This window comes from Bradyrhizobium pachyrhizi (assembly GCF_029714545.1).
In the GTDB taxonomy this organism is placed as follows: domain Bacteria; phylum Pseudomonadota; class Alphaproteobacteria; order Rhizobiales; family Xanthobacteraceae; genus Bradyrhizobium; species Bradyrhizobium pachyrhizi.
The window spans coordinates 1809433-1832900 of the sequence record NZ_CP121667.1 but is presented as its reverse complement, the minus strand read 5'-3'; the positions used below and the strand labels follow the sequence as shown (position 1 = coordinate 1832900).

20 protein-coding genes are annotated in these 23468 nt (G+C 64.1%); 9 read left to right on the top strand and 11 right to left on the bottom strand.

Annotated features, from left to right (window positions below; genetic code table 11):
* The first annotated feature begins 45 nt into the window (after positions 1 to 45).
* The 4 genes from QA639_RS08340 to QA639_RS08325 all read left to right on the top strand — a co-directional run bounded on the left by QA639_RS08340 (position 46) and on the right by QA639_RS08325 (position 2591).
* Positions 46 to 300, top strand: a complete 255-nt coding sequence (locus tag QA639_RS08340) for a DUF2171 domain-containing protein (RefSeq protein ID WP_028334888.1) — start codon at positions 46 to 48, stop codon at positions 298 to 300.
* A gap of 148 nt (positions 301 to 448) precedes the next feature.
* On the top strand, positions 449 to 1510 hold the full coding sequence (locus tag QA639_RS08335) for a Dyp-type peroxidase (protein ID WP_283089521.1): 1062 nt from the start codon (positions 449 to 451) through the stop codon (positions 1508 to 1510).
* Entirely contained in the window at positions 1503 to 2318 is an 816-nt protein-coding gene (locus QA639_RS08330; protein WP_283089520.1) for a family 1 encapsulin nanocompartment shell protein, read from the top strand. Before QA639_RS08335 ends, QA639_RS08330 begins: the two co-directional genes overlap by 8 nt.
* A gap of 81 nt (positions 2319 to 2399) precedes the next feature.
* Positions 2400 to 2591: a hypothetical protein gene (locus QA639_RS08325; RefSeq protein WP_028334885.1), complete on the top strand. Its 192-nt coding sequence runs from the start codon at positions 2400 to 2402 to the stop codon at positions 2589 to 2591.
* A gap of 118 nt (positions 2592 to 2709) precedes the next feature.
* Here the strand turns inward: QA639_RS08325 and QA639_RS08320 are convergent, their stop codons facing one another.
* Positions 2710 to 3930, bottom strand: a complete 1221-nt coding sequence (locus QA639_RS08320) for an MFS transporter (protein WP_283090558.1) — start codon at positions 3928 to 3930, stop codon at positions 2710 to 2712.
* Positions 3931 to 4117: 187 nt separating this feature from the next.
* Here QA639_RS08320 and QA639_RS08315 point away from each other — a divergent pair, with 187 nt between their 5' ends.
* Complete coding sequence (locus tag QA639_RS08315) at positions 4118 to 5329, top strand: amidohydrolase family protein (protein WP_028334883.1); 1212 nt, start codon at positions 4118 to 4120, stop codon at positions 5327 to 5329.
* 27 nt (positions 5330 to 5356) lie between these two features.
* Here QA639_RS08315 and QA639_RS08310 read toward each other — a convergent pair whose 3' ends face one another.
* The 3 genes from QA639_RS08310 to QA639_RS08300 all read right to left on the bottom strand — a co-directional run bounded on the left by QA639_RS08310 (position 5357) and on the right by QA639_RS08300 (position 8594).
* A complete protein-coding gene (locus QA639_RS08310; RefSeq protein WP_428841145.1) occupies positions 5357 to 6379 on the bottom strand; it encodes a glycoside hydrolase family 5 protein in 1023 nt (340 codons plus the stop codon).
* Positions 6376 to 7665, bottom strand: coding sequence for an O-antigen ligase family protein (locus QA639_RS08305; RefSeq protein WP_283089518.1), 1290 nt, complete (start codon positions 7663 to 7665; stop codon positions 6376 to 6378). Before QA639_RS08305 ends, QA639_RS08310 begins: the two co-directional genes overlap by 4 nt.
* Before the next feature lie 83 nt (positions 7666 to 7748).
* On the bottom strand, positions 7749 to 8594 hold the full coding sequence (locus tag QA639_RS08300; protein ID WP_283090557.1) for a WecB/TagA/CpsF family glycosyltransferase: 846 nt from the start codon (positions 8592 to 8594) through the stop codon (positions 7749 to 7751).
* Between the two features lie 463 nt (positions 8595 to 9057).
* Here QA639_RS08300 and QA639_RS08295 point away from each other — a divergent pair, with 463 nt between their 5' ends.
* Positions 9058 to 10188 carry a GNAT family N-acetyltransferase gene (locus QA639_RS08295; protein ID WP_283089517.1) on the top strand — a complete coding sequence of 377 codons (1131 nt, stop codon included), beginning with the start codon at positions 9058 to 9060 and terminating at the stop codon, positions 10186 to 10188.
* A 24-nt stretch (positions 10189 to 10212) separates the two neighbouring features.
* Here QA639_RS08295 and QA639_RS08290 read toward each other — a convergent pair whose 3' ends face one another.
* Positions 10213 to 11433: an FAD-dependent oxidoreductase gene (locus QA639_RS08290; protein ID WP_283089516.1), complete on the bottom strand. Its 1221-nt coding sequence runs from the start codon at positions 11431 to 11433 to the stop codon at positions 10213 to 10215.
* A 618-nt stretch (positions 11434 to 12051) separates the two neighbouring features.
* On the opposite strand from QA639_RS08290, the gene QA639_RS08285 reads away from it, so the two are divergent.
* On the top strand, positions 12052 to 13377 hold the full coding sequence (locus QA639_RS08285) for a lipopolysaccharide biosynthesis protein (protein WP_428841172.1): 1326 nt from the start codon (positions 12052 to 12054) through the stop codon (positions 13375 to 13377).
* A 120-nt stretch (positions 13378 to 13497) separates the two neighbouring features.
* Here QA639_RS08285 and QA639_RS08280 read toward each other — a convergent pair whose 3' ends face one another.
* A complete protein-coding gene (locus QA639_RS08280) occupies positions 13498 to 15603 on the bottom strand; it encodes a GumC family protein (protein WP_283089515.1) in 2106 nt (701 codons plus the stop codon).
* Positions 15604 to 15882: 279 nt separating this feature from the next.
* Between QA639_RS08280 and QA639_RS08275 the strand changes: the two genes are divergently transcribed.
* Both QA639_RS08275 and QA639_RS08270 read left to right on the top strand, forming a co-directional pair.
* A complete protein-coding gene (locus tag QA639_RS08275) occupies positions 15883 to 17073 on the top strand; it encodes a glycosyltransferase family 4 protein (RefSeq protein WP_428841171.1) in 1191 nt (396 codons plus the stop codon).
* A gap of 15 nt (positions 17074 to 17088) precedes the next feature.
* Positions 17089 to 18642, top strand: a complete 1554-nt coding sequence (locus QA639_RS08270) for a glucosamine inositolphosphorylceramide transferase family protein (RefSeq protein WP_283089513.1) — start codon at positions 17089 to 17091, stop codon at positions 18640 to 18642.
* Positions 18643 to 18660: 18 nt separating this feature from the next.
* On the opposite strand, the gene QA639_RS08265 is transcribed toward QA639_RS08270, so the two are convergent.
* Genes QA639_RS08265 through QA639_RS08245 form a run of 5 tightly spaced genes read right to left on the bottom strand, consistent with a single transcriptional unit; the run spans position 18661 to position 23467 of the window.
* Positions 18661 to 19863 (bottom strand): ABC transporter substrate-binding protein, encoded by a 1203-nt coding sequence (locus QA639_RS08265; protein ID WP_283089512.1) that lies wholly within the window; start codon positions 19861 to 19863, stop codon positions 18661 to 18663.
* A 56-nt stretch (positions 19864 to 19919) separates the two neighbouring features.
* A complete protein-coding gene (locus QA639_RS08260) occupies positions 19920 to 20621 on the bottom strand; it encodes an SDR family NAD(P)-dependent oxidoreductase (protein ID WP_283089511.1) in 702 nt (233 codons plus the stop codon).
* Positions 20622 to 20660: 39 nt separating this feature from the next.
* A complete protein-coding gene (locus tag QA639_RS08255; RefSeq protein ID WP_283089510.1) occupies positions 20661 to 21467 on the bottom strand; it encodes a glutathione S-transferase family protein in 807 nt (268 codons plus the stop codon).
* Between the two features lie 24 nt (positions 21468 to 21491).
* Positions 21492 to 22652, bottom strand: coding sequence for an iron-containing alcohol dehydrogenase (locus QA639_RS08250; RefSeq protein WP_283089509.1), 1161 nt, complete (start codon positions 22650 to 22652; stop codon positions 21492 to 21494).
* Positions 22653 to 22693: 41 nt separating this feature from the next.
* Positions 22694 to 23467: an enoyl-CoA hydratase-related protein gene (locus QA639_RS08245; protein WP_283089508.1), complete on the bottom strand. Its 774-nt coding sequence runs from the start codon at positions 23465 to 23467 to the stop codon at positions 22694 to 22696.
* Between the last annotated feature and the right edge of the window lies 1 nt (position 23468).

Sequence of the window (23468 nt, the reverse complement as noted above, 5' to 3'; positions counted from 1 at the left end):
TATGCAAGCCGAATATACCAGCTGACCTGCAACCAGGAGAGCGCCATGACGCAGCACAAGATCAAGGACAACATGGAGGTCATCGGCGCCGATGGCGTGCATGTCGGCACCGTCGATCACGTCGAGGGCAACCGCATCAAGCTCAAGAAAAGCGATAGCGACGGCTTCCACAAGGGCCATCACCACTTCATCGAGCTCGGCTTCGTGGCGGGTGTCGAAGGCTCCAAGGTTCGGCTCTCGGCCAACGCCGCGATTGCGGTGACCCTCGAGGAAGAGAAGTCCGGCAAGCCCGTCGATTGAGGCAGGCACCTCTGCAAGAGCGTGAGCCATTCGAGCCCTTGTAAAGGTTCCACTGTCATGCTCCTCTGCCCCTGTCTGGACGCCGATCAGGCGTCCAGCGCTTGCCTTTTGTCCTCGTGGAAGTGCCGTTTTAGTCAAGGAGACATGCGTGCCATCAGCCGTTCCGCAACCGGTCGCTGCGAAGCTGACGCGCGCGGCCATCTTCCTTGCGGTCACGCTCAAGCCCAATCCGGAATATGATGCGGTGGTGCGGTCGCTGTGCGCCGACCTGGGCGCGCTCCTGCGTGCCGTGGGCTTCCGCGATCTCGAGGGCCGGCTGTCATGCGTCATGGGCATCGGGTCCGACGCATGGGACCGGCTGTTCGGTGCGCCGAAGCCGAAAGGTCTGCATCCGTTCCGCGAGATCAATGGCGTCCACCACGCCGTCGCAACGCCGGGCGACCTGCTGTTTCACATCCGCGCCGTGCCGATGGATCTGTGCTTCGAGCTGGCGACCCAGATCATGACGCGGCTCGGCGATGCGGTTGCGACCTCCGACGAGGTGCACGGCTTCAAATATTTCGACGAACGCGACCTGCTCGGCTTCGTCGACGGCACGGAGAATCCGGAGGACCAGGCGGCCACCGACGCCACCATCATCGGCGAGGAGGACGCGGCGTTCGCCGGCGGCAGCTATGTGATCGTGCAAAAATACCTGCACGACCTGAAGAAGTGGAACGAGCTGCCGGTCGAGATGCAGGAAAAGATCATCGGCCGAACCAAACTGTCCGACATCGAGCTCGACGATGCGGTGAAGCCGAGCTACGCGCACAACGCGCTGACCACGATCATCGAGAATGGCGAGGAGCTCGATATCGTCCGCGACAACATGCCGTTCGGCAATATCAGCAAGGGCGAGTTCGGCACTTATTTCATCGGCTATGCCAAGTCGCCGCAGCGGATCGAGCAGATGCTGGAGAACATGTTCGTCGGCAAGCCGCCGGGCAATTACGACCGCCTGCTCGACTTCAGCCGCGCCGTCACCGGCATGCTGTTCTTCGTCCCGTCGGCGACTTTCCTGGAGGATGTCGCGAGCCAGGCGCCGGCACCTTCGCCCGCCGAGCCGTCGCTGGACGACGCCGGGGCCGACAACGCACCTGCACCAGGAATACCGCCGGCCGACGGCTCGCTCGGGATCGGCTCACTGAAAGGAGAGGCTGGACATGAATAATCTTCATCGGGGACTCGCCCCTATCTCGGACGCGGCATGGGCCCAGATCGAAGAGGAGGCCTCGCGCACGTTGAAGCGCCATCTGGCGGCGCGCCGTGTCGTCGACGTCGACGGTCCGAAGGGAACGGATTTCTCCGCGGTCGGCACCGGTCATCTCAAGAAGATCGCGGCGCCGGGCGACGGGGTCGAGGCGACGCAGCGCGACGTCCGCGCGCTGGTCGAGCTGCGCGTGCCGTTCGAGCTCTCGCGCCAGGCGATCGACGATGTCGAGCGCGGCGCGAATGATTCCGACTGGGATCCGCTCAAGGATGCCGCGCGCAAGATTGCCTTCGCCGAGGATCGCACGGTGTTCGACGGCTACGCGGCCGCCGGCATTGAGGGTATCCGTCAGGGCACCAGCAACCCGGTGCTGACGCTGCCGTCGAGCGTCAAGAACTATCCCGCCGTGGTCGCGCAGGCGGTCAGCCAGTTGCGGCTTGCCGGCGTCAACGGTCCCTATACGCTGCTGCTCGGCACCGAGCCCTATACCGCGATCGGCGGGGCGACCGACGACGGCTATCCGGTGCTGCAGCACATCCAGCGCCTGATCGACGGCAAGATCATCTGGGCGCCCGCGATCGAGGGCGGCGTCCTGCTGACCACCCGCGGCGGCGATTTCCAGCTCTCGATCGGCCAGGACCTTTCGATCGGCTATCTCAGCCACTCGGCGAAATCGGTTCAGCTGTATTTCCAGGAGACCATCACCTTCCTGATGCTGACGAGCGAGGCGTCAGTGGTGCTTGCGCCGGAGGCGAAGAAACCCGCCTAGCCTTACCGGCGTTGACTCATCCGGGAAGTCTCCGGCCGTGGCCGGAGCTTCCGTTGAACTGCAACGGAGAGGAGGCGCGCAATGGACTACGATCTCTACATCAATCCGAAGAAGACATCGGTCGGTCTTTATGTCCGCAAGGGCGCCGGCCTTCCCGACCTTGCCGATGCCAAGGACTGGGTGTTCGACGGCACCTCGGCGCAGGCCAATCTGCCGCCGCAGCTCGTGAAGGAAATCGAGGCCAACGGCCACGCCTTTCGCGACATGGATTGAGCGCGTCTGCCGGCGCCTTGAGCCTCATCCGTTCCGATTGAATCGGAAGGGGAGCTCAAGATTTTTGTTGGACGCGTTTTCTTCACGCGAACCGGTATCCACTTCGCTCGAAAACGCTCTACTTCTCGCCGACCTTCACCGGGGCGGTCTCGGGCATCAGGCTCATGGCCACGATGCCGACCGCCGCCGCGAGCAGAAGATACCAGGACGGCGCCAGCGGATCACCCGACACGTGCAGCAGCCACGTGACCACGAGTTGCGCGGTGCCGCCGAACGTCGCGATGGCGACCGCGTAGATCGTGGCGAACACGCCGCCGCGAATGCTCTGCGGCAGCGCTTCGGTGAAGGCGGCATAGAACGCCGTGAACGGCAGCGATCCGATGAATGACAGGATGCCGAAGCCGAACAACAGCGACCACGCACCGGGGTCCTGGACGATCCACAGGAAGGCCGGATAGGTCAGCACCAGCACGACCAGCTGCGGCCAGATCATGATCGGCTTGCGTCCGAGCCGGTCGGCAAGCCAGCCGCCCAGCACCGCGCCGATGATCTGCAGTCCGTTGCTGACCAGCGATACCGTGAACGCCAGCGACGGCGACACATGCAGCGTATTCTTGGCGTAGGTCGTCATGTATTGCGTCACATAGGTAGAGATCGTGCCGCTGGCCAGGATCATCACCGCCAGCACGATCACCCGAAGATGCCGCCGCGCCAGCGCCACATGGCTCGAGCGTTCGACCTGCCCGGCGACGTGCTCGCCGTGCGAGACCGTTTCAGGCAGCGTGCGGCGCATCCAGATACCGAACGGCAGACACACGGCCCCGAGCAGGAACGCGATGCGCCATCCATAGGCCTGCAGCATGTCGGGTGCCATCGCGCTGCTCAGGATGACACCGACAAGCGCGCCGATCGTCGCCGCGATCTCCTGGCTGGCGGGCTGCCAGGCGACGACGAGGCCGCGGTTCCTCGGTGCAGCGATCTCGATCAGATAGGCCGTGGTCGGCCCGACCTCGCCGCCCAGCGCGAACCCTTGCACCATCCGCGCCAGGATCACGATGATCGGCGCCACAATGCCGATGGCGGCATAGGAAGGCGTCAGCGCGATGGTCAGGATCGCGCCGCCCATCAGCGCGAAACTCAGCAGCATCGCCGGCCGCCGGCCGACCCGGTCGGAGAAGACTCCGAGCACGATGCCGCCGATCGGCCGCGTCAGGAAACCGGCGCCGAAGGTCGCAAGCGACAGCATGAGGCTGCCGTATTCGCTGTGCGCGGGGAAGAAGGTGCGGCCGATCTCGGTCGCAAAGAAGCTGTAGGTGATGAAGTCGTAGAACTCCAGCATATTGCCGATGGTCGCGGCAAAGGCTGCGCGCTTGACATCGAACTGTTCCCCGCTTGCAATCTCCGGCAACGCTCTCGGTTCCTTGTCTGCTTGTGCGAGCGGAGTATTATTCCTCCGACCATGTTAGGCAAGGCATGGAGAGCCGCGCGATCTGCATGCGACGCAAGCGACCAGAGGAACAGATCCGATGCCAGCCGACAAACTCTTCATCAACGCCAGGTTCGGTGACGACGCCAGCCGCGATATGCTGGTCCGTGGCGGCCGCATCGTTGCGATCGAGGCGAACGGCGAACGCCCCAGCGGGGTCGAAATCGTCGATCTCGGCAATGCGCTGGTCGTGCCCGGCTTCGTCGAAGGCCACATCCATCTCGACACCAGTTTTTACGGCGATACATGGCGGCCGCACCGTCCCTGCACCGACGGATTCGACGTCCATGAGCGGGTGGCGTTTCAGGCCGAGAACCTTGCCGGCGCCGCGCCGATGGACGTGCGCGCGCGGAACCAGCTCGACCTCTGCATCGGCCATGGCACGACGCAGATGCGCAGTCACGTCATGGTCGACGGTTCCGTTGGGCTGAAGTCGCTGGAGACCATCCTCGGGGTTCGCGAGGAATACAGCGACTTGATCGATATCCAGCTCGTGGCGTTTCCCCAGAACGGCATCCTCACCAGTCCCGGCACGCCGCAACTGCTCGACGAGGCGATCAAGCTCGGCGCCAACGCCGTCGGCGGGCTCGATCCGGCAAGCTTCGACCGGGATATCGAGGGCCATCTCGACGTCGTCTTTGGCGTCGCGCAAAAGCACGGCGTCGATGTCGATATCCACCTTCATGACGGCGGCATGCTCGGTGCCTTCGAGGTCGAGCAGATCGCGGCGCGCACGCGTGCGCTCGGCATGGCGGGCCGCGTCGCCGTCAGCCACGCTTACGGGCTCGGCGACATTCCCGCCGATGCGCTGAAGAAGACCGCCGACAGTCTGGCGCGTTCGGGCGTGGCAATTATGACGAATGCGCCGGGCAGCCGGCCGTTCCCGCCGGTCGCCCTGTTGAGGAAGGCCGGCGTCACGGTGTTCAGCGGCAACGACAACATCCGCGACTCCTGGTGGCCCTATGGCGACGGCGACATGCTAGGCCGCGCCATGATGATCGGATACCGCTCGGGCTTCTACACCGATGAGGAGCTCGCGATCGCGTTCGACATGATCACCGCGGCCGGCGCCAAGGCGCTCAGGCTCGAGGACTACGGCCTGCATGTGGGGGCCAAGGCCGATTTCGTGACACTGAACGCCGTGCATATCCAGGAGGCCGTGGTGGCGCGGCCGTCCGGGCGTTCAGTTTACAAGGGTGGCGTGCTCACCGCGCGGGACAACCGCGTCGTCAAGGCCGCCGGCCGATCCTGAAGCGGACGCTGCGTCCAATCGAAGGGCTTAGCGGACCGGAGGGATGATCGCGCGGAGGATATCCGCCTTCCAGCGTTGCCGGGCGCCGTCGAACGCCGCAAAATCGTGGTCGAACTGCCAGTAAGCCCACGCCCAGCCATTGCGTTCCGCGCGTCTCGCCATGAACGACAGATACTTCGCGCGGCTCTCCGCCGGCGCGCGCTCATAGACGCCGAACTCGCCAAGATAGATCGGGCGCTGCTCCTTCTCGGACCAGGATCGGATCTTGTCGAAATCGGCCGAGGCCGTGGCCAAGTCTTCCGCGGAGCCCCAGCTCAACGGACCGATCTTCGAGAAGGTCGGCGACCATGGCGCGCCCTGGTGGGTGAATCGCAGCGGCAGGTAATAGTGGAATGTGACGATGAGGTTTCGGTCGCCGGCCGGCAGCACCAGCTGATCGATCGGCAGCTCCTCGGTGTTCAGGATCGCGACCACGACGTTGCGCTTCGGATTCGCATCCCGGATGATGGCAAGGCAATCGCCGAGCAGCGCATTCCATTCGGCCGAGGTCATGTTGCCACCGGGCTCGTTCAGGATCTCGAACACCAGCGCCGGGTATTTCCCCGCATAGCGCGATGCGATCTGGCGCCAGAATGCCTTGAGCTTCACGCCGCATTCGGCCACGTCGCGCTGGCAGAGCTCGGTGTCGTGCTCATCGAGGATCGGAACCAGCCTGCTGGCCAGCACCTTCTCGATCACGGCATCGAGGCGCCGCAGGACGGCATCATCGAGGATGTTGCCGGAGTCCATATGCCTGAAGCCGAAGAAATTGATCCGGACATGGGAAAAGCCGGCCTTGCGAATCGCGGCGAGGTTTTCCAGGCGGAACGGCGCATTCTGGTAGCCTTCCCAGATGCCGTCATAGCCGAGAATATTGATTCCGCGCCCCAATGCCACGGCGACCGGCGATGCCCCCCGCCCCGCCGCATTCGCCGGTGCGGTCAGCGGGACAGCAAGCGCCGCCGCCAGCATGACGAAGGCTCTTTGCAGAAGCAATCGGAACGCGATCATGGCTGCTCCAATTCGCGCGGCTCTACGCGCGACGACGGCACCGGCCGGCAAATGGCGAGGAAGAATGCGATCAGCAGCACCGAGGTGAACATCGTTGAGCGAAGGAAGACCGTCTCGGTGAAATTGGTCTGGCAGTTGAGGAAGACGAACCCGATGATCAACGCACAGTGCAGACGGTCGATCGCCCGCCCTGCGATCAGGCAGAGCACCTTGTAGGAAAACAGGAAGACGCTCGCCGTGAACAGGAAATAGCCCAGGAATCCGGTCTCGACGAGAATGGCGATATAGCCGTTGTGATAATTGTCGAGCACCCAGCCGTGGTTCTGATTGAAATAATCGTAGATCGCCGGATTGGTCCAGAATCCGTTGATGCCAAATCCGAGCAGCGGCGCGTCATCGAAGTGGCTGATGGCGTACTGCCAGATGAAGGTTCGCTCGGTGAAGTCGATCGTCGTGTCGAAGACATGGATTGAGTCGTAGCCGGTCGTATAGAAGTACAGGATCAACAGCACGGCAGCGACGCACATGACACATGGCAGCACCGCATAGACCCGCATGCAGCGGACGGACCACAGCGACGTCAGCATCAGCGCACAGGCGACGAGCGCGAGAGCGCCCGCGCCGCGCGACTCCGAGAGGACGACGCAGGTCGAGGCGAGCACGAATGTCACGAGGAATGGCAGCCATCCCTGCCCGATTATCTTTCGATAACAGGCAAAGAACATGAGATAGGCCCCGGCGAAGCCGAGGGTTTGCTTCGACTCGAAGACCCCCTGCCACTGCCCCTTGTGCATCCAGGTCTGATCGATCCCGATGTCCGGCAGGATCACCGCACAGAGCGCAGAGGCCGCGATCAGCACGAACAGGCCGCGGGTGGCCGATGTCACGATGTCGTCGATATCGACGCGGGTGATCATGCAAAACGCGCCAAGCGTCGTGATTGCGAGCGCCGCGGCCTTCATCAGGGCCGCCACGCCGAGGTTGGTCCACAGCACGGAAACAGTGGCGAACGCATAGAACGCGACGATCACGAGCGTGTCGAGATTGGGGGCCAGCCGCAGGCAGGGACGGACGAACAGGCTTGCGTAGATCAGGACACCCCACATCAGCAGGGCGACGGCCTGCTGCACCAGGGTCAATTCGGTCGGAAGCAGCGCGGCGTGGAAGGTCCCCATCGACATGATCACATTGATGGTGATCGACCAACCGACGACGGTCCTGGCGAAATTTTCCGCCCCGACGCCGGGTGCCTGCCAGATCGAACTGTCGATCGCACGTCCGTCCATTCGGTTGTACTCCGCTCATGGAATGAGCTTGCTGCTCCGGTGGATCGGAGCGGCACATTGCACTCGTTAGAGGCGTCAGTCTTTCATTGACGGGATCGGGTCCGGTTGAAGAGCAGATAGAGCGCGTGCGGGTTGGTCGTCAGGTAGCGCCAGAACAGCCGCCGCGGCTCGAGCCACAGGCGCCAGGCCCACTCGAGGCCGACGATCTGCATCCATCTCGGCGCACGCGGCCGCGAGCCAGACAGGAAGTTGAAGAGCCCGCCCGAGGTCTTGATGACGCCGACATTGCCGAGCCGAGGCATGAATTCGTCGACGAAAGCCTGCTCATAGGGCACGCCGAGCGCGACCCAGAGAAAATCAGGCGCCAGGGCGTTGATCTCGTCGACCTTGGTCCGCAGCGCGTCGCCGCGCAGGTAGCCGTGCGAATGGCCGACGATCTTGAGTGCCGGATAGGCCCGGCGGACATTGGCGATGGCGGCCTTGTTCTCGGCTTCGTTGGCGCCGAACAGGTAGAAAGTCAGCCCGAGTTCTTCCGCCTTGCGCGCGACGTCGTGAAACAGATCCGTGGTCGCGACGCGCTCGGGAAGCGGATTCGGCGACCGTAGCTTGGACACCATGACCAGCGGTTGCCCGTCGGCGTTGATCAGGTCGGCGGTACGGAACAGCCGGTCCGTCATCGGCTCGGTCGAGCAGCGCGACAGCACCTCGCCGTTGGCGGAGGTCAGATACAGCGGACGATTGGCGCGCCGGTTCGGATGCACAGCCTCGACCATGAACTCGGCGGTCTGCTCCCGATCGAGCACGGCGAGCCGCAGCCCACCGATGGTCGCCCGGGGGACACCGGCCGTCGCAGCCCTGCCGACAGGATTGATACGCCGCTCCCGCGCGCCGTGCGGCAATGATCCGATCTGCGCCGGCGCCGAGGACATCTGCTCGGCCCGCGACGTGTCGCAAATCCGGACAGGCGGAGCAGCCATGTCCGAATTGAGACGCCGAGGCGGCTTGCGGTCGGCCTGCGGGGACGAAATTGCGTAGGAAGCGCGGGTTTTTTGGCTGTGACTCAGCATTTCGGCGGGACTCCAGGACTTGCGAGCCCTTAACTGCAATATCCGGTCCAGCCCGGGTGCGATATCTCACCACGGCGCGATTGAACGCATCCTTAAGGGATTGTTAACGATGCCGATCCCTCAGACGCGGCCACGTTGAGATGACAGCCGATCGCAGTCGATGCGATGAAGCAAATGGCTCGACCCAGCAACAATGTGCAAAGGTCGACGCATTGCATTAATACAAATCGTATTCTGCCGCTGCCCGAGCCGATCGACCTTTGCTATAAGGGCCACGTGCCGGATACAATCGGCGCTTTGAAACTGTCGTTTTGTTTGGTCTCACATGAATAAGAATGATGACGCGTTCGATGTCAGCATCGACGACGCATTCGACTTCCTGTCTGAAGAGTACGTGAAGTTATTTGAAGGCTCGGACGCGACCGCCTTCCAGCATCCGCTATGGCTGGACAGCCTTTATCGCAAGCTCGCTCCCGCCGCGTCGGCCAAGCCGCTGGTCGTCGCCATCCGCCATCGTGCGAACAAGTCGCTTGCGGCCGTGCTGCCGATGCTGCGCGTGCGGCGCGGCCCGATGCGCACCATCGAATTCGCCGATCTCCGCGTGTCCGACTATCTGTCGCCGGTGTGCAGCATCGCGACCTTCACCGACCTGCTGCAAGACCAGCGTGCCTGCGAAAGGCTTCGACAGCTGCTGCGGCCGTTCGATCTGCTGCGCATACCCAAGCTGCTCGATGCAAGGATGCCGATCGAGAATCTGCTCGGAGCGCCCCATCGCAGCCTGATGGATACCAATGCTTACGCGACGGTCCTGGTCGCGCCGTTCGAGCAATGGCAGATCAATGCAATGGGAAAGTCGTACCAGAAGGAGCTGGCAAAGAAATGGCGCCAGATCCACAGGAAGGGCACGCTGACCTTCTCAAGCTGCGACGATAGCGCTTCGATCGGCGAAGCCATGGAGACGATGAGAAAGTTTCGCGGTCCGCGGTTTCACGAACAAGGTGATGGCGACCTGTTGCAGCGACCGGAGTATTTCGATTTCTACTCGAGCGTGGCGCTTCGCGGCATGGGCTCGTTTGCCCGGCTCTACGCCATGAAGATGGACGGCAACGTCATCGCGGCGGCCCTCGGGCTGGTTCACCGTGACAGCGTCCTTGTCGTCATGACGGCGTTCGATGTCGAGGGGTACAAGAGCCAATCGATCGGCGCGCTGACATTCGAGAGCGTCGCCAGGGATTGCATCGAGCGCGGCGGTCGGGTGCTGGACTTCACCATCGGTGACGAACCCTACAAGATGCAGTTCGGCGGTCAGCCGACGCCGATGTCGGGCGTGACACAGGCCGCGAGCGCCGCCGGCTCGCTCGCGCTGTTTGCCTTGAAGCAGGCGCCCTGGATCAAGCAGGCCGCCAAGCGTGTGACCGATTTCAGGCCGGTCCGCACCTCGACCGGCACGCGCTAGCGCCGCCCGGCGCTGGCAGCCCGATCAGCGGAGCGCGCTGCGGACGCGCATCACCCATCCCGGACGAATCCGGTCCACCCGGTGCGTGATCATGCGGCGCAGGAAGTGCAGCTTCCGCCGCAAGTTCCAGCGTACACCGGTGTTCAACGTCAGGGCCTGGCGGAAGTTCGCCAGTTGCAGCGAGTGGTGATCGGCGGCGAGCTTGTCCCGATCGGAATAGAACTGCGCAATCTTGTCCACGCCCATACCGGCTGTCTCCAGCCAGCGCGGCACATAGTCCGTGCAAAGACGTTCGACATCCACCAGCAGGCGGCCGACGCCGGTGCCGGCCGCGGGACAATTGGTCTGAAACGCGTCGCCGATCAACACGACGCCGGGCTGCAGATGCCCCTCGGTCACGGTCAGATCCATGACCCAGTTCTGCACCTGGCCGACCACCTCGAAATCGCCGAGATAGGGCTGCAATCCCGGCATCAGGCGAAGCAGCGTCCGTCTAGTGTCGCGGCGCAGCTCGCGCATGATCGGATCGGTCGGATCGCGGAACATGAACAGGTTCGCCCGCATGCCGCCCGACATCGGAAACAGGCTGAGATAGTCGACGCCGTCAGCCGCCTCCTCGCCATAGCAGGTCAGCGCATCGAAATCGAACGGCGCGTTGTCCGGCCGTGCGATCGTGAAGCCGAACGAGACAGAGTGGCGCGCAGCAAGCATCTGCCGACGCATTCCGAGACTGTGGCCGAGCACGTTCGCCATGCCGGTCGCCAGAACGACCAGGCGCGAGACGACCCGCTTGCCGGAGGCCAGCGTCAACTGCTGACGTTCCTCGCTGCAGCTGACATTGGTCACCTGGTCGAGCAGCAAGCTCGACGCATCGGGCGTCAGGCCACGTGCCATGTTGACGAGGTTGGCATAGGAAATCCCGTAGGACCGGCCGACGCCGATATCGACCAGCTTGCCGCTCCTGATGTTGAGCACCCGGTCATAGGGCGCGGCAATGGCCTCGACGTCGTTGATGAAGCCGAGGCGGCGCAGGATATCGATCTGCCGTCCGGCGATCTTTTCGACCCGGAATTCATCCGGCGGGATCGATCGCTTGTCGATCAGGACGACGCGGTATCCGGCTCGGGCTAGCACAGCCCTTGCAAGCGAGCCTGCCAGACCGGCTCCGACAATTGCGACGTCCGCTTCGATGACCTCGGTCTCGCAGGCCACGATCGGCTTGGTCGCACTTTTCTCGGCAATCATGTTTGTCCGCTCCGACGGCTAGAGCGTTTTCGAGCGAAGTGGATACCGGTTCGCGTGAAGAAAACGCGTCAAAACAAGAATCTAGAGCGCCGTTCCGATTCGATCGGAACGGGAAAAGCTCTGGTTGGCCGCAGAACTGCAATTTCCTTGCCTGCGGTGTCGCCTTGCCGATCGAGCACGGCGAGTTCCAGAATCGAGGTTAATGAAAACGTCCGGACCACGGTCAGTGGTCTCTCGGCACATGGCTTGCACGACGGTCAGCCATGAAACTGAACCTTTGCAGGCTCCGCAGCGGGATGGCGAGGCGATTGCCAGGCCATCGAGCAGCGACAGACGGCGTTGACGCGCAAACGCAGTCTCATCCGGCTAGGTCCGCGCCACTGGACCGGACGCTCGAGGCAAATCCAACCTGCGCCGTTTGGAGACAGGGCAGACGGCGCCGTTCCAGAATGGAGCAACGCGACCTGGCCCTGTTCACAACTGCGTTGGGCCCGGCAGCCATTCGAAAGGAACGGAATCTTAGCAAGAGAACATTAACACTCCAGGCTTCACCGATTGCTGCGGTCAACAGCCCCACTGGATATTGAGACGTCTCTGGTGATTGCCTCCGTGCTCCAACTGTTACGGCGCGACGTTACGCGCGGCGTTGCCGGGACCATCCTGCTCAAGGTTGGTAGCGGCGGGCTCGCATTCGCGTTGTTCTCGCTCGCCGCGCGGGCGATGACGCCCGACGCGTTTGGAAACTTCGCAACCCTGCTCTCCGTCGCCCAGATCGCCTCGGTGGTGGGCCTGGTCGGCCAGGAGCTGCTCCTGGTTCGGTTCCTCAACGAGTATGAGGTGCGCGGCCAGACCGAGTTCACCAAGGGTGTGCTGCTGTCGAGCCTGAAGAACTCCGCCATCGGGATGCTGATCTCGATCGCCGCGATCGCCGCGGTGGCAAGCATTCGCGGCGAGTGGTGGCTCTTGATCCTGTCGGTCTCGGCGTTCACCGCAATCAATGCAGGGCTCATGCTCGGCAGCCAGATCGCGCGATCCCTGGTCAGCATCCTGATGGGCGAAGGCAATCGGGAGTTCTTCTGGCGCGTCGCCGTCGTCCTGTTCCTGATCGCGGTGCTGTTCGGCCACCGGCAGCTCACCCCCGCCGAGCTGTTCAGCGCGATGTCGGGCGCGATGGCCCTCGGGCTCGTCGTGCAGATCGTATCGATCGTGCGCGTGCTGCCGAACCTGCGGTCGGTCACGGCGCGCTTCGAGGCCTCGCGCTGGAACAAGAGCGCATTCCGGTTCTGGCTCGCCTCCATTCTCGAGGCGGCAAACCAGTATTTCGACGTCATCCTGGTCTACTGGATGCTGGATCCGGCCACCGCCGGCGTCTATTTCGCCGCCTCGCGGCTGGCGAACATCTTCGCGATGCTGTCGGCTGCGCTCTACACGTTCGGGGCGCGCCGGCTGCCCTCGCTGTATTTCAGCAAGAACCACGGCGAGCTCGAACATACGTTGAAGCTGATGGCTGAGGTGACCGCGCTCTGCGTGCTCAGCGGGCTCGTCATTGTCTGGGTGGGTGCCCCCTATCTGCTCGGCCTGTTCGGGCCGCACTTTGCGGCGCAGCAGTGGGTGCTGATCGTGCTCGCGATCGGAACGGCCTTCCAGGCGGCGGGCGGGCCCTCTGCCGCTGTTCTGCAGCTGACAGGCCATGAGCGCGATTATGTTCCCGTCGTCGCAGCCAACGTGGCGCTACGGCTGCTGGGATTTGTCGTGCTGATCCCCTGGCTCGGCGTGCTCGGCGCCGCGATCGCGGCGACGGCTTCGCTGGTCCTCGCCACCATCGCGCTCAACGTGTTGTGCCGGCGGCGGACCGGCGTCGACCCATCCATTCTGGTGCTGTCGCATCTGTGGCCGTCGAAAGGTGATGCCTACGCGGTCCGCGTTGCGGACAGCAACGACTAGAGCGTTTTTCGAGCGAAGTGGATACCGGTTCGCCCGAAGAAAACGCGTCAAAACAAGAATCCGGAGCCACGTTCCGAAACTATCGGAACGGAAAAGGCGCTAGCTTCAGCTGAACCGCCTTCAGCTCGCCAGGCCGAGCGCCTCGCCCTGGCGACCGCGAACGGCGTCATTGACCGCCACGCGATTGACGACCAGCGCGGTTGGGACCGAACCATACCCGGATAGATCGGCCCGCGCCTTGCCGATCGCGGCCGAGTTGGCGGTCCCTTCGCGAATCACGAGGATCACCAGGTCGGCATGGGCAGCCAGCGCCACCGCGGCAGGCTGCAGCGCAAGCGACGATGCGTCGACGATGATCAGGCCGAAATCGGCGCGAATATCGTCCGGCGGATAGGGCGGCGCCTTGCTGCTGGCGCCCAGCAGTTCGACGACCGACGGCAGGTCGGCCTTGATGATCCCCGAGCCTTGCGGCGGCGCGGTCTCGGCGCGCCTGGATTCCATCTCGATCAGCACGCTGAGCATTCCGTTCTTGAGCGCGGATCGGTTCAGCGACCGTGCGACGGTGCTGCCGCCGGCACCGGCCTCGACCGACAGCAGCAGTGCCACCTTGCCGTGCTCTCCCGGAAGCTGCTCGATGTTCTCGATCAGCAGCTCAAGATGCGGACTGAGATCAGGCTCGGCCGTCGACGAGATCGGGGTCTGCCAGACGCTCCTGACCGCGTCCAACGACGCGATGTTGGGAATGTGGGCCAGCACGGGCAATCCCGGCGGCAGCGCAGGTTGCGGCGCGGCCGGCGCAAGTGCGGGCGCCTCGGCCTGACGCAGCGGCGGAATGGCCTTGATCGGGAGCTGCTTCAGATTCAGACCGGGAACGGCGACGATCGCCGTCGACGTCAGCAGCGAGACGATCGCGAGCGCGACCAGCAACAGCGGAAGCGGCGGCAGCGTCGAGCGCACCGGCGGCGTCGCAGGCGATGCGACCTTGGTCTGCGAGCTCTGCAGCAGCCGCTGCTCGTCGGTGGTCTTGTAGCGCGAGAGGAACTGCTCGTAGATATTCTTGTTGGCATCTGCGTCGCGCTGCAATTCCTGCAGCTTGACCAGCGCCTGACCGTCGATCAGGATTTGCTGTTCGACCGCCTTCTGCTGATCCTCGAGCGCTTTCTGCTGATCGCGCTGCGCCTCATATTCCGACTTCGCGGTGTCGATGTTCTTCTTCCGCTCGATCTCGATCTGGCGGTTGAGATCGCTGAGCTGGCTGAGGGCCATCACGAGGTCCGGATGACGATCGCCCAGCACCCCGCGCTTTTGTGCGATCTGGTCGTTGAGCGCGGAGCGCTGGGCGCGCAGCGCGCTCAGCAGGTCCTGCTTGACCGGCCCGTCGACATTGGCCTTCAGGTCGCGCTGCAGCTGCTCGTAGCGAACCTTGGCCTCCTCGGTGCGGGCGCGCGCGGCGGCGACCTGCTGGGTCAGATCGGTGACGCGCAATTGCTGCGTCGTCGATTCCTTGCCGGCGTTGACGATCCGGTGCTCGAGCTTGAATTTCGCAACGGCATCTTCCGAAGACCGCAGGCGGTCGTTCAACGTCTTGAGCCGGCTCTTCAGCCAGTCGGCGGCTTCGTCGGTCGCCACGCTGCGCGTGCCGCGCTGGCTGGCGACGAACGCCTCAGCCACCGCGTTCGCGTAGTACGCCGCGCGCTGCGGGTTGTTGGACGTGAACTTGATGGCGATGACATAGGTCAATCCGCGCCGGGAGATGTCGAGCCGGTTGCGAAACCGGTCGAGCAGGCGCGTCGGGTCGGTCCTGCCGCCGGAGATGTCGCTGTCCTCGGCGACCTTGAGTTGCTCGATCAGCGGCCCGAGAAATCCGTCGGATTTGGCGATCTCGACATAGCTCTGCAGTGCTGCGGCATCCTGACCGATGCCCGGCAGGACGTCCTGATCGGTGGTCACGCGCTGCTCGCGCGGGTCGACCACGACGAGCGCGGTCGCGGCATAGCGCGCCGGAATCAACATCAGCAGAATGACGCCGACCGCGAAGATCACCGCGGCGAGCATTAGAATGCGTTGACCGTTCTCGCGGAAAAAAGCCACCACGCCGGGAATGCTAAGCACGCCTTTGGTGGTTTCCGCAGAGGATTGGCTGGTCTGCACGCCGGCAGTTTCCCACGACGCGGCGGGTTCCGTGGCTTCGGAACGTCTCGGGCCTACGCGGCTACCGAACTTCATGGGGCTGTGACTCGAATTCAACTGACAGTACTGCTCCAACGTAAATATCTATGGTTAATCCACGGTTACCCCCTCCTCATGCGGACGTAACCAATTAGTTAACGAGCCGGCTGTACCCTATGTGTGAAACAATGGCTCACGATTGCTGGCAATGTCTGATCGCACGAAATGAGCAGTAACCTCAACACGCGCTACTCGGTCTACGAGCGCGCCTCGCGTGATAAGTACGCGCGCAATAGCGAGGGGGACGATTCCACTCCTTCGACGGGTGAGGAAGCCGTGCTCCATTACAGGCCAAGCACAGAATTGCGCGAGGCATCGACCGCATCACGCGATCAATCGAACGTGGGCAAGCCAAAGCTGCGTGTCGTCCTGGTGCAGACCCAGGCCGAGAACGCCGGCGCGCAGGAGATATCGCGGCTGCTCGGCGCGGGCCTCAGCGCGCGCGGCTATGACGTCGCCAACCTGTTCTTCTTCCGCAAATCGGATTCGTTCGACGAGCCGCCCAATACATTCTATTGCGCGCCGAGCCGTCCGGGAAACCCGCTGGCGCTGCTGCGGATGCTGTGGACGCTCGCCGGTCATCTCAGGACCCTCAGGCCCGATGTCGTGCTGACCTTCCAGCACTTCGGCAATGTGATCGGCGGAGGCGTCTCGCGCTTCGTCAGCCGCGCCCCGGTGATCGCCAACCAGGTGTCCTCGGCGATGTCGATGAGCATGCCGGTGCGAGCCGCCGACATCATCATGGGCTCGACCGGCTTCTTCCAGTGTATCACGCTGAACTCGCGCGACATGGAACGTGAATACGCGCGCTATCCCGCGACCTATCGCGCGCGCATGACGCACGTCCCCCATGGCTTCGACGACAAGTCGCACAGCCTGCCGAAGAACGTCGCGCGGCAGCAGTTCAAGCTACCCCCGGATCGCACGCTGCTCGGCTGCGCGGCAAGGCTGCATCCGCACAAGCGGCTCGATGCATCGATACGCCTGCTGGCCGCCGACCAATCCTGGCATCTTGCCCTCGCCGGGCAAGGCGCGGATGAGGAACGGCTGCGAGCCCTGGCGAACGAGCTTGATGTCGCGGACCGGCTGCACTTCATCGGCGAGATTCCACCGCGCCAGATGGCCGAATTTCTGGCGTGCCTCGACGTCTTCGTATTTCCGACGCAGGCCGAAACCTTCGGCCTCGCCGCGGTCGAAGCCGCGAGCGCCGGCATCCCCTGCGTCGTCAACGATCTACCCGTGCTGCGCGAGGTGCTGTCCTATGACGGACGGCCCGCGGCGGTCTTCGTTGACGCGGCTAACGAGGCAGAGTTTTCGGCCGCCGTATCGAAAGTCCTGACCGATCGTTTGTTGAGCGACCAGCTGCGGCAAAGCGCCGTAGGCCTGAAGTCGCGTTATTCGTTGGATGCCATGATAGAGGAATACGTCCGGATTCTCGGCAATGCCGTAGGAGTGGACGCGCACTAGGAAATTGGGCTGGACATGATTATCGAGTTTCGCTGCGATCGAGCGCAGGCGCGGCTCTGGATGCGTCGCGAGACGCTGCGCGTCAACGATCAGGATATTCCCGTTCAAATCGCCTGGACGACGACGCCGGGGCCCAGGCCCGCCGGCCTCGACATGCTGTTCGAGCTCGAACGCATCGTGCTGCGCAAGGGCAAGGCGGGCGAGGCCGACAGGCTGAAAACGATTGCGGAACGACCGCGCATGGGCAACCCCGATGTGGTGGTCGACTTCACCACTGCCGCGCGGGACCCGAACTGCTCCGCCGGGCTCTACCTCCGTCCACGCTTCAACGGACAGGCGGGCGAAGCCGCCGCACTGGCCGCCATTCTCGCCGGCGACCTGCCGGTGATTGAAATCGTCAACGAGCTCGACGGCGCGGTGATGGACCGCGGCCATCCCTCGGCGGAAATCGCCGCCGGCCTGAGCAGCGGGCTCGAAACGGTGATGGCGCGTACCTTGTCCATGCTGCCGCCGATCCTGTCGGGGGCTCCGCGACTGGTGCCGCAACTGGCTGTGCCGGCGGCCAGCGCGCCGCGAAATCCTGCGCCCTTTGTCCTGCGCGGCGTCGCGACCTCGATCGCCAAGGAAATCTACCGTCTCTGCTGCTACGCGCCGCATTGGCATGTCGGATGGCGCTACGCCGACGACGCTGATGTCTGGCGGACCGGTGACTTGTCGGGATCTGCCTGGAACGTGCTAGGCGATCCCGGCAATCACTTCTACGCCGATCCCGTCCCGGTGAAGTGGCAGGGCAGGACCTTCGTGTTCTTCGAAGACCTCGACCACCGCACCGGCAAGGGCATCATCTCCGCGATCGAATTCGACGGCAAGGGTCCGGTCGGCACGGTGCTGCCGGTGCTCGAAGAGCCCTGGCACCTGTCCTACCCGTTCCTGATCGAGAACAACGGCGAGCTGTGGATGATCCCGGAAAGCACCGCGCATCGGGATGTCCCGATCTACAAATGCGTTCGCTTTCCCGACAAGTGGGAACGGCAAGGCACGCTGCTGTCAGGGCTCGAACTCGCCGACGCGACCATCACGCAGCATGACGGCCGCTACTACATGTTCGGAGCCTGGCGCGACGGCACCGGCGGATATTCCGACACGCTGGCGATCTATTACGCCGAGCAGTTGTTCGGCCCCTGGCGTCCGCATGCAAGCAATCCGATCCTGATGGATCGCGCGACGACGCGGCCGGCCGGCAATTTCGTGACCATCAACGGCAAGCTGTGGCGGCCGGTGCAGGACTGCAGCAACGGATACGGCGCGGCGCTCGGACTTGCGGAAGTGCTCGAACTGTCGCCGACGACCTACCGGCAGGCCGTGCGCCATCTGCTCCAACCCGGGCCGCTGTGGACCGGACGCAAGCTGCACACGCTCAACCGCTGCGGCCGGCTCGAGGTGATCGACGGCTCGCGGGTTCAGCCGAAGACCACAGCCTTGCTGAATAGCCTGCGGTCAAGCGACCAGTCGGCGCAGCGGGAATGGCAAAACACGCTGGCGAAGCCGATCGCACGTCGGCTCCACTAGCGCCTCGGTCGACCCGGTTCAGTTCAGGTCGGCACTCAGTACGCCGCCGAACTGCTCCCATGAGCTTCCCGTCCAGCGTTGCAGCTGAAGCTGCGTATAGGCCATGCTGTTGTCGGGACCTGTGTTGATGGTGATGCCCGGCATCAGCGTCGGCAGCACGAGCCCCTTGATGTTGCGCGCCTGCTTGACGATGTTCTCGCGCGACAGGTCGTCGCCGCACTGCTTCAGCACCTGCTCCAGAATCTGGCCCTGCTGGGTGCCAAACAGATAATTGTTGTCGCCGATATCGGCGCCGGGAAGATACTTCTCAAAATGGGCGCGATACCATTTCATGCCGGGATCGTCGGCCCACTTCCTGTCGTTCGGGTCCTTGGTGATGGTCGCCACCACAACGCCCACCGCCTTGTCCGCCCCCGCCGGCACGATGGTCGCGGAAACCGAGCTCGACACGTAGTTGACGATGGTCAGCGGCGACCATCCGATCTCGTTCGCCTTCTTGATCGCCTGGGCCGCGAATTTCGGCGTGCCGGCGATCAGGAACGCCTGCGCACCCGACGCCTTTAGCGTCACCACGCGGGATTCAATGGTCGGCTCGGTGACCTCATAGGGAGACGTCACCACCTTCCTGTCGAAATCGGCCTTCAGCACTTCCTTGAACGCGGCCACGAAATCGCGGCCGAGATCGTCGTTCTGGTAGAGGATCGCGATCTTCGCATCGGGCGCCGTCTGCGTGACGTATTTTGCATAGATCTTCCCTTCGGTGTTGTAGCTCGGCAGCCCCGTGGTGGTCAGCGGAAACTCGGTGAAGTTCGCAAACTTCGTCGCGCCGCTGACGACGAACAGATGCGGCACCTTCTTCGCGGTGACGTATTTGACGGTCGCGCCGATGCCGGGCGTGCCGAGCGGGCTGAACAGGAACGCCACCTCGTCGCTCTCGATCAGCTTGCGGGTCTGCTCCACGGCCTTGGGCGGCGTGTAGGCATCGTCATAGGTGATGAGGTTGATCTTGCGGCCGTTGATGCCGCCGCGGTCGTTGACGGAATGGACGTAGGCGATCAGGCCCTTGCCGGTGTTGCTGAGCGGCGATGCCGGCCCGCTGAACGGGAACGTCGCACCGACCTTGACCTCCGACTCCGAGACCCCTGGTGTTTCGGCGCGGACTGGAGCTGCGGCAAGCGCCGCAAGCATCGCAACGGATACGGCAAACGTCTTCAACAACATGAAATTCCCCCTGAGCTTTTATGAATTGACCAACTCTTGCGACCGGCGCGCGGCGCCTACCAGGCTTCGCCGAACGGTCTGATCTCGACATTGAATGACCACGCGCTGCGATCCTGATGGGCGACGTGCCAGACCTCGTCGGCGATCGCTTTCGGCTTGATGAAGAAATCGTCCGGCCGATCCGGCCAGCGCTTCCGCGTCCACTCCAGATCGATCACGGCATCGATCACGAGATAGGCGACGTGAACGCCCTGCGGCCCAAGATCGCGGGCCATCGCCTCGGCGAGAATCCGCTGCGCCGCCTTGGTCGGTGCGAACCCCGCGAAGCCGGCCTTGCCGCGCAATGCCGAGGTGTTGCCGGTCGCGACGATGGCGCCCTTGCCGGCAGCGATCATCGCCGGGGCGAACCGCCGCGCCAGGTACAACAGTCCCATCGTGTTGACCTGGAAGTTGCGATTGAGAATCTCCGAATCGATCTCGCGGAAGGTGCCGAACGCCCCGCCGACGGCGTTGTGTATGACCACGGCGGGATTACCGAGATCGCGCTCCACGGCCGAGGCCACCGCCTCGACCTGCGCGGGATCGGACACATCGCAGCGATAGGCCTTTGCGCCCGGCAGCTGCTGCTCAAGCGCGGCGAGGCGCGTCTCGTTCCTGGCGAGAATCGCGACGCGATAGCCGCCCTCGGTGAATCTCCTGGCGAGCGCCGAACCGGTGCCGGGCCCAACGCCGGATATCAGACAGACAGGTGCAGTCATGCGATCAACCCTCCGCGTTGCGGCCGATGGCCTTCATGGTCAGGCGGCCGCCTTCGACAGCAGCTTCTCGACGTAAGGCTTGAGGTCCGGTCTGACGTGCTCATGCGCGATCAGGCGGTCAAAGTGAGCAAACATCAACGGATACTCATCCTGCGCGCCCGGGTGCAGGATTTTCGTCAATCCCTGCTTTTGCAGCTGCTCGGTCCGCGCATGTTCATTCATGAACAGCGCGAGTTCGGCGGCAAAGCAGATGTCGGCAATCGAGACACCGTTCCCGACCAGCGCCTCCCGCCGCGGCGACAGCGCCTGCTCGATGCCGGACGCATAGATCGCGAACGCATCCTTGGCCCGCGCATGAATCGCCGCATCGACGGTGCCGCCCGAGAGCGCCAGCAGATAGATTTGCGAGTCCCGCGCGAACACCAGGCTGACATCGAGAAAACTGTCGATCCGCGACGCCTCATAGGCGTCGCGCCCGTAGAGCGGGAATGCTGCCGCGCCGAGCCGCGCCACCGCGCGCATGATGCTGTTCGATTCGAAGATCCCGACCTTGCCGTCGGCGCCGAACGCCGCCGGCACATTGCCGAACGGCTGTGCCGCCATGAACGCATCGGTCTTGAAGAGCTGCGCGCCGGTCAGTCCGACCCGCCCGGTGCGCGCCAGCGACGACAGCGAGGCGCGCTCGTGCTCCGCCAGCGGGCGGGCATTATAGTCCCAAAACCAGTCCCGCAGCTCCTTGCCCGAGGCACCCCTGACCTCGACATCGACACCGCAGAACCGCGCCGCGATGGTCGCCTTCCAGACGCGCGGGTTCGGCAGATAGGAGAAGATGCGCAAGGCGGCCATGGCGGCTGCTCCGGTGCTGATGCCTCAGGCGGCGAGCTTCAGGATCTTGACGACGTCGCCGGGCTCGCGGATCGGCTGCGGGTTGGCCCGCGTGAAGATCGACAGCATGGCGTTCCGGCCGATCAGCTCGAAGCGGTCTTCGCCGACGCCGACATCGGCAAGCCGCCGCGGCAGGCCTAGCTCCGCGATGAACGCCGCAAACGCCTCGCCGGCGTCGCGCCCCGGTGCGCCGAGCGCGGCGGCGATCGATTGCTGGGCGGCCTCCGTCGCCGGGCGATTGTAGCGGAGCACGCTCGGCATCATCACCGCCGTGCAGAAATAATGCGGCACGTCGCAGGTGCCGCCGAGCACATGGCCGATGGCGTGGCTGGCGCCCATCGGCACCCGCGACTGCAATCCGAACGCCGACAGCCAGGAGCCGAGTTGGCAGCTCAGCCGCGCCGCCGCGTCGTCGGGGTGGGCCTTGGTGCGCAGCAGACCATCGTGCAGATAGCGCAGCCCCTGCTGGCACACTGCATCGACCAGCACGTTGGGGCGGCTGGAGCAGATCGCCTCGATGCCGTGATCCATCGCCCGCGTCCCGGAGCCGAGCCAGAGCTTCTCCGGCGTGTATTTCGTGATCGCGGGATCGAGAATGATGCTGCGCGGCATCATCATCGGGTGGTTGAAGATCTGCTTCAGCTTGCGGCTGCTATCGGTGACCAGCGCGCCGGAATTGTATTCGCCACCGGACAGCGTGCTGGGAATCGCGATCATCCGGACCTTCGGCGAGCGGAACGGCCCGAAGCGCCGTTCCGGCGTGGTCTCGAAGCCGTCGAGCCCGGCCGGCTCGAAGATCGCGTGCTCGATGCACATCAGCACGATCTTCGCCGCATCGACCACCGAGCCGCCGCCGATCGCGACGACGAGGTCCGCCCTGGCCTCGCTGGCCTGCCGCGCGATCCGCGTCACAACGTCCCGCGTCGTATGCTGCGGCACGCCGTCAAAGGTCGCGGCATGACGATCGCCGAGTGCTTGACGGATTTTCTCGATCTCGTCGGTCGTGGTGTTCAACGTCCGGCTGGCGATCAGATAGACGCGCTTGGCGCCCAGCCGCTCGGCCTCCTCGCGCAGAGCCTCGGCCGCCGGCTTGCCGTAGATCACGGATTCCATGGCGGGATATTGATGGCTGCCGGTGACGCCCATGCTGTTCACTCCCTCGATGTGTCCGTGAGTTACGCCGCCGGTCAGGCCGACAGCTTGGTGAAATCAGGTTGACGCCGTTCCGCGAAGGCAGCAAAGGCCTCGCGCGCCTCGGGCGTCGTCAACCTCTCCTTGAACAGCACGCCTTCCTCGGCGATCTGCGCCGCGATCCGTTGCTGCTCACGCATCAGCTTCTTGGTCATGCCGAGCGAACCCGCCGGTCGCCTGGTCAGCGCGATCGCCGCGTCATGCGCCCTCTGGCGCAGATCGGCCTGCGGCACCACAGCATTGGCGAGGCCCGATGCCAGCGCGCCCTGCGCATCCATCGGCTCGCCGAGCGCGAACATCGCATAGGCGCGCGCGTGCCCGATCCGCAGCGGCAGCAGCCAGCTCGACGCCGCTTCCGGAACCAGAGCGAGGTTGACGAAGGGCGTGATCAGCCGGGCGTTCTCGGCGAGATAGACCAGGTCGCAATGCAGCAGCATGGTGGTGCCGACGCCGACCGCATTGCCCTGCACGGCCGCGACCAGCGGCTTGCCGACCTTGCTGATGGTTTCGATAAAGCGATGCGCGGGGCTATCGACTTCGCTTTCGCCGCGCGCCTGGCTCGCAAAGTCGGCGAGGTCGTTGCCCGCGGTAAAGCTGTCGCCGTCGCCCTGGAACAGGACGACGCGGACGGCCGGGTCGGTCTCAGCCTGCTTCAGCGCCTGCGACATCGCGTTATACATGGCGCCGGTCAGCGCGTTCTTCTTCTCGGGCCGCTGCAAGGTCAGCGTCATGACGCCGGCGGCGATCTCAACCTTGACATGCTCGGTCATG